5 protein-coding genes and 1 pseudogene are annotated in these 6,010 nt (G+C 39.3%); all 6 read left to right on the top strand.

Annotation, left to right across the window (positions count from 1 at the left end):
* The coding region (locus ACFIME_RS08860; protein ID WP_375684818.1) for a phage portal protein at positions 1-1,435 on the top strand (1,435 nt) is incomplete at its 5' end.
* A gap of 13 nt (positions 1,436-1,448) precedes the next feature.
* Positions 1,449-2,342, top strand: coding sequence for a hypothetical protein (locus ACFIME_RS08855; protein WP_375684817.1), 894 nt, complete (start codon positions 1,449-1,451; stop codon positions 2,340-2,342).
* Between the two features lie 92 nt (positions 2,343-2,434).
* Positions 2,435-3,562 carry a N4-gp56 family major capsid protein gene (locus ACFIME_RS08850; RefSeq protein ID WP_375635112.1) on the top strand — a complete coding sequence of 376 codons (1,128 nt, stop codon included), beginning with the start codon at positions 2,435-2,437 and terminating at the stop codon, positions 3,560-3,562.
* A gap of 20 nt (positions 3,563-3,582) precedes the next feature.
* Entirely contained in the window at positions 3,583-3,963 is a 381-nt protein-coding gene (locus ACFIME_RS08845) for a hypothetical protein (RefSeq protein WP_375637190.1), read from the top strand.
* An 11-nt stretch (positions 3,964-3,974) separates the two neighbouring features.
* Positions 3,975-4,355 (top strand): hypothetical protein, encoded by a 381-nt coding sequence (locus ACFIME_RS08840; protein ID WP_375637192.1) that lies wholly within the window; start codon positions 3,975-3,977, stop codon positions 4,353-4,355.
* 11 nt (positions 4,356-4,366) lie between these two features.
* Positions 4,367-4,733, top strand: a pseudogene (locus ACFIME_RS09905) (hypothetical protein); the annotation flags it as partial.
* Between the last annotated feature and the right edge of the window lie 1,277 nt (positions 4,734-6,010).

Below are 6,010 nucleotides of genomic sequence, written 5' to 3'. Positions count from 1 at the left end.
GTTAGAAGTAGCTAAGCAGATGTTTCCCAAATCTCATTGGACAGAGCTGAGTGCAGATTGGGCAAGGGATGGGAGCTCTCATGAAGGTGTTCACTATAATGATCTTGATTATTACAGCGATGAGGGGAGCATTGATGTTGAAAACGGTCGTCGGATGGTCACGCTTGTTGAATGCCGTTGGTTTGAAAGCGAGCGATATTACAAGGCACCCGATTTAAGCACTGGAGAACTTCGTGATTATAGCGAGGAAGAATTTAAGCAGCTCCAGTGCATGATGCCCGATATTCAAGGGGCAGCTTTCAATAAAAAGGTTGTAAGACGTGCTTTTTTAGGGAGAAAGTTGCTTGAATCCCCCGATCAACCTTTAGTTCCAGCTGGTCAATTGGGTTGGGAGTGTATAACGGGGTATTTTGACAAGATAGAACGGCAATTTTATGGGGTTGTGCGCCCGACAAAAGATCCACAACGGTGGGCGAATAAATATTTTAGTCAAGTGATGTATATCCTTAATAGCCAATCCAAAGGGGGGCTTATTGTCGAGGAAGGGGCGTTTAAGGACATCAGGCAGGCTATGCAAGATTGGGCGCGGGCTGATGCGTTGCTAGTTGCTGAAGATGGCGCTCTTGCAGAAGGCAAGATACAACCAAAGCCTGTAGCACAGTTTCCAGAGGGCTTTTTCCAGCTGTTTAATGAAGCTAAGGAAGCAATTAATCAGGTGACGGGTTTATCACCCGAATTCATTGGTACAAGGGAAGTGACACAAGCGGGTATTTTGGAGGCACAACGACGCCAATCCAGTTTAAATCTGCTTGCTTGTCTGTTTGATGGTTTACGTTTGTATCGCAAAAGGCAGGGTAAGATTATTTTGCATCTGATACAGAATTACTTGTCCGATGGTCGTTTGGTACGGATATCTGGTGAGGAGAATGCGCAATATATTCCATTGACGCGTGAAGAAGTAACGAGTGTCGAGTATGACATTGTTGTCGATGATGCCCCAACCAGCCCGAATGAGAAAGAGCGCACCTTTGGTATCATCACACAGCTGCTCCCATTGCTTCAAAATGCGATTACGCCGGATATTATGCTTGATCTACTTCGTTATTCTCCATTGCCTGCGTCATTGCTTAATCGTGTGAGTGAGAAGATGCAACAGCAGCAAATGGCACAACAAGCCCAACAACAGCAAATGAATCCGGAACAAGAAATGAAGTTGCAGGAAAAGCAGCAAGATATTGCGGCTAAAAGTCAGATGCAACAGATGGATTTACAAGGCAAGCAGATTGAATTGGTCATGCGTCAAAAGAGAGCAGAATTGGAAGCGGAATTGATGCAACAGAAGCATGAGCTTGAACGGGAGCGTATTCTTAATGAACGAGCGCAAAATCAAATCATGCGTGAAAGAGCGGCAACATACAGAGGAAGAAGCATTTGAGAGAGGTTAGAGAATGAATGCAGAAATGAACGAAGCTATGAATGAAGATTACAGAGTTGGAGCACCGGTCTTTGATGATGAGAGCTCTTTTGATGCTGGCACTTATGATGGTGAAACGATTGATAATGATGATGTCACCTCTCCAGAGCCGGTTGCACAGCCCGTTGAAAAACCTTCAGAGATTGTTCCTAGTATAGAACAGCAGCGTATGGAGCAACAAGCCAAACAAGCCCGTGAAGCGCTTGTAAAGTTTTATGAACCCCAATCCCAGACGCCAATGGTTGAAGGTGAAAATGCACCCCCAGACCTACGTGAGGACCCTGTTCGTTTAGTGGCGTGGATGCTAGATAAGATTCAAAAGCAAGATGCGTATATTAGGGAACAGAAAGAAGCGCTAAGACAAGCTGAGGAACAGCAGCAGCATGATATACGTCTTGGTGAATTTTTTAATAATTCTGTTAAGTCGTTTCAAAATAAATCCAGTGATTTTGATGCCGCGGCAAATTTTCTTTATGAGGCACGCGCAAAGGAATTGAGTTCTTGGTCATCACTTTATCCTGAGTATGGACAACAAAACACAATAGATGCGATTATAAGAGATCAATTGCATGCTCTTGTAGCGACTTGTGCACAAAGAGATCTCAATCCGGCAGAAGAGATTTATAGAATAGCGCAAAATCTTGGCTATCAGAACCAAGCATTACAAGCGAATAATCAAGTTGCTGCGCTTCAAAGCCGGCAGAATTCTGCGAGAACCTTAACGGCATCTGGTGGAGGGGGCAGTGTTGGACCAATCACTTTAGCAAGCATTGATAGGATGTCAGAAGAAGAATTTGACGCTTGGATATCAAATCCGAAAAATAAAGCAATTTTTCGGCAATTGCATGGTGCTGGTAACGGGTATTAAGAGTGCATTTTATAGAAATTAGTCTGTTTTATACAGGGCTATGATCCGGCTTTTAAGCCGGTTTTTTTTTACAGCAAAGAAAGGTAAAATCAATGGCATTAACAACAGTTAGAGCAGATGATCCTCATGCGATAAGCACGTGGTCAAAATTATTAAATACAGAAGTTTCAAAGGCGATACCTATTGCCCCTCTTATAGGCAAGGGTTCAAACAGCATTATTCAACTTAAAACCGAAACACAGAAAGGCAGAGGGGATTGTGTTACATTTAGCTTACGGACACAGCTTTTGGGACGTGGTGTTACCTCAGGACAGACGCTTGAGGGGAATGAAGAGGCATTACAATTCCTTCATGACAGACTCTATATTGACGAACTTTCGCATGCAGTTCGTGTAGAAAATGAAGGTAGTATAGCGCAACAACGTACAACGTTTGATTTGCGCGACGAAGCAAAAGATGGCTTAGTTGATTGGTATGCAGATCGCTTAAGCTTGATGTTTTTCATTCAAGCTTGCGGATATACAGCAAGGACAATCTCTTTTGAAGATCGGATGATAGATATCGAGAATGTGCATTATGGATTTAATGAACCTCTGGCACCAAGTAGTAAGCGAATTATCCGTCCAGATGGTAAAACCAAGGATGAAGATCTCAGTGAAGCGCCAAAACACAGCTTTAGTTTGAAGCTTATTGACGAAGCTGTAAAAATGGCGAAACTTGCTAATCCCAAAATTCGACCAGTACGTGTGAATGGGGAGAGTGTTTATGTTCTCTATTTGCACCCAACACAAGTGATGCAATTGCGCACCAATACAGAGACTGGACAGTGGCTTGATATTCAGAAAGCTGCTTATACGGGTTCGCGCGCGAAGAACCCGATTTTTGATGGTTCTCTTGGCATGTATAATGGTGTGATTTTACGTGAATCTGAACATGTCACTCATGGGGTTAAATCTACCGATCATACAGCGAAAAAAAGTGTGCGTCGTGCTGTTTTTCTTGGAGCACAAAGTATCGTTATGGCTTTTGGAAATAATCGCAATGTCAATCGCTATAAATTGGTGGAAGAGCATTTCGACTATCAACGTTACTATGGTTTGTCTGCGAAAACACTGATTGGCATGAAGAAAACCCGTTTCAAATTTCCAAATAGCTCTCAAGCAGCGCAAGATTTTGGAACGATTGTTATCCCCACCTACAGTGGTGAACCTGATAATTAATCATAGGGAGGAAGCAAGACATGGCAGATCAATTACCACCTCCACTACAGGGGAGAAATCTTCACACCCAACAGGTGAGTTTTTTGCGGTTAAATATCTCGCATAAAGATAAGCATCTCACAACGAAAATAGGGATATTACCTCGTGGCGCTTTGATCACTTCGATGAAGGCTTTTGTCAAGACCGCGTTTTCTGAGGCAAAATTAAAGATAGGCAGCACCTATGGAGGCAATGAGTTCAGTGAAAAAGACATCAAAGCCCAGGGCACGCAAGATTTTACGCCAACAGATCAAAAGTCTTTTGTTGCAGATGATAAGGAGATGACCCTTTATGCAACACGAGACAAAACCACCGATGCTGGTGAATGTATTGTGGTTGTGCAATTCGTGACAAATCATTGAGGGGATAAGACATGGCAGATTATTTACCACAGCCCTTGCAAGGGAGAAATCTTCATACCCAGCAGGTAAGCTTTTTGCGGCTTAATTTTAGCTATGAAGATAAAGAAAACGCTATGAGAATAGGTACGCTACCTCGTGGTGCTTTGATTACTTCAATTAAAGTGTTTGTTAAGACAGCATTTTCGGACACAAAGGTCAAAATAGGCAGCACTGCTGGAGGGACTGAGTTTGGTGAAGCGGAAATCAAACAACAGGCAGTAAAAGAGGTTAAGCCCACCAATCAGAAGGAATTTGTCCCTTATGATGAAGAACTTACTCTCTATGCTAAAGCGGACAAAACGGTACAAGCTGGTCAAGCAAGTATAGTCGTTGAATTCGTGACTAATCACTGAGAGGTATTTTGATGACACGTCATTATATTCGGGTTAAGACTGGAGGACCGATACCTGTAAAGCGAGATGTTTATCGTCATAAGAGAACACTTTCGCACTTAGTGTCGGTTATTCAAGATGAGATTGATGACATAGCCGATGAGTATGTTCAACAAATCCAAGAAAGCATTTTTGCAGCTNGACATAGCCGATGAGTATGTTCAACAAATCCAAGAAAGCATTTTTGCAGCTATTCGTTTTTGTGAACGGGAGACCTTTTACTTTAACGAAAGCCGTGATGTGGTGTTTGAGACACGGGCGGGACAAGGTGTTTATGATGCAAGCACTACCAGCCATATCGAAAGTGCTGTTAAAATCAAAAACGTTTATCTGAGTTCGATAACATATTATGCATAAAAAAACCAATAAAGTCAATAGGTTGTGTGAAATTATTTTATATGAATCCACTTAAGAATCCACACTTTTATGCATGATTCATTTGATCATTTTTTATATAAGATTGCCATGCATGAATAGACCATAAAAAGCAAATCATGATACAAATATTATAACGCATGTGTGCATTCAAATGAAATGAAAAGCAGCTATCATTCATAACAGTTTATAAATCTTATGATACGTTTTTATCACAGTACAAATCACATTGTTTAAAATTTAGTTGTTTGGAATTATCGATAACATACGTTTAAAGATCACATCTTGTTTTAATGATTGGATTGTTAATCGCATGATAAAAACAAAATTAACGGTCCCCAAAATTGGGGAGCGCAAAATCTAAAGATGTTATAGTATCCTATAAGAAAGTAATCATTTAAAACTTTTATAAGCTTATAGGTTTAATTTATAAAGATTGCATAAAAGGATTTAAAGACAAGATCACTTTTAAAACGCTTTCTAAAAGTTTAGAAAATGATAAGTAATCAGCATAAATATAATATCATGACATATAGAATGAAAATCACAATGTTATGTCTTATGAAATCAAAAGCTTTTTAATGATATAATGCAAGCAAGAAAAATTTAAAACCATTGTAACATCATAAGGCATGGGTTTTTACTTAATTTTGAGTCAAAAGCTGTAATATTTAAGAATGCTCTATTCTAAGATAACATCCCCAAAATGGACCGGCTAATATTTAAAGAAATTATCTTTTAATGAAAAGTACAAATACGCTTATGAGAACCTCTTTAAATGCACGTTTAAACGTTTGAAACATAAAATGAGATCTTTATAAGAAACGTTAAAACTTTTTTTTATAACAGTTATAACTTAGTTATCATTTGCTCTTAAAAACGTTTCATTTATGAGAAAACTAAGATTTAGCTTTCACAGCAGAGCAAAATCTTGAAAACCTTACACTTTATAAAAGCGTTTGTTTATTTATCTTATGAAAATCTGCTTTTAAAAACCAATGATCGTAAATATAAAAAGAACGTTTTTTACATATATTTATTGAATATGCATTTGCTTTTGATTGGATTGTTAAACCTACCAAGCGTTTTAATTTGTTTAATAGCCATAACAAGCGTTTATAGGCTCTCTCATTCAAATGAGTGATTAAAGATCATACGCACATTTACATTCCTTTTGATAAGTTTTCATATCTCTCATAGAGCGCTTGCAATATGATACGTTTTGTATATATGCATTCATT

It is taken from the genome of Bartonella sp. AP1QHHD (assembly GCF_042196265.1).
Lineage (GTDB): Bacteria > Pseudomonadota > Alphaproteobacteria > Rhizobiales > Rhizobiaceae > Bartonella.
Note: the sequence above shows the minus strand (reverse complement) of the source record. Positions and strands in the feature narration are given on the sequence as shown.

Bases quoted from the DNA above. Each gene is read 5' to 3' on its own strand.
- ACFIME_RS08855 (WP_375684817.1), top strand. From the start codon at position 1,449: ATGAATGCAGAAATGAACGAAGCTATGAATGAAGATTACAGAGTTGGA.
- ACFIME_RS08850 (WP_375635112.1), top strand. From the start codon at position 2,435: ATGGCATTAACAACAGTTAGAGCAGATGATCCTCATGCGATAAGCACG.
- ACFIME_RS08845 (WP_375637190.1), top strand. From the start codon at position 3,583: ATGGCAGATCAATTACCACCTCCACTACAGGGGAGAAATCTTCACACC.
- ACFIME_RS08840 (WP_375637192.1), top strand. From the start codon at position 3,975: ATGGCAGATTATTTACCACAGCCCTTGCAAGGGAGAAATCTTCATACC.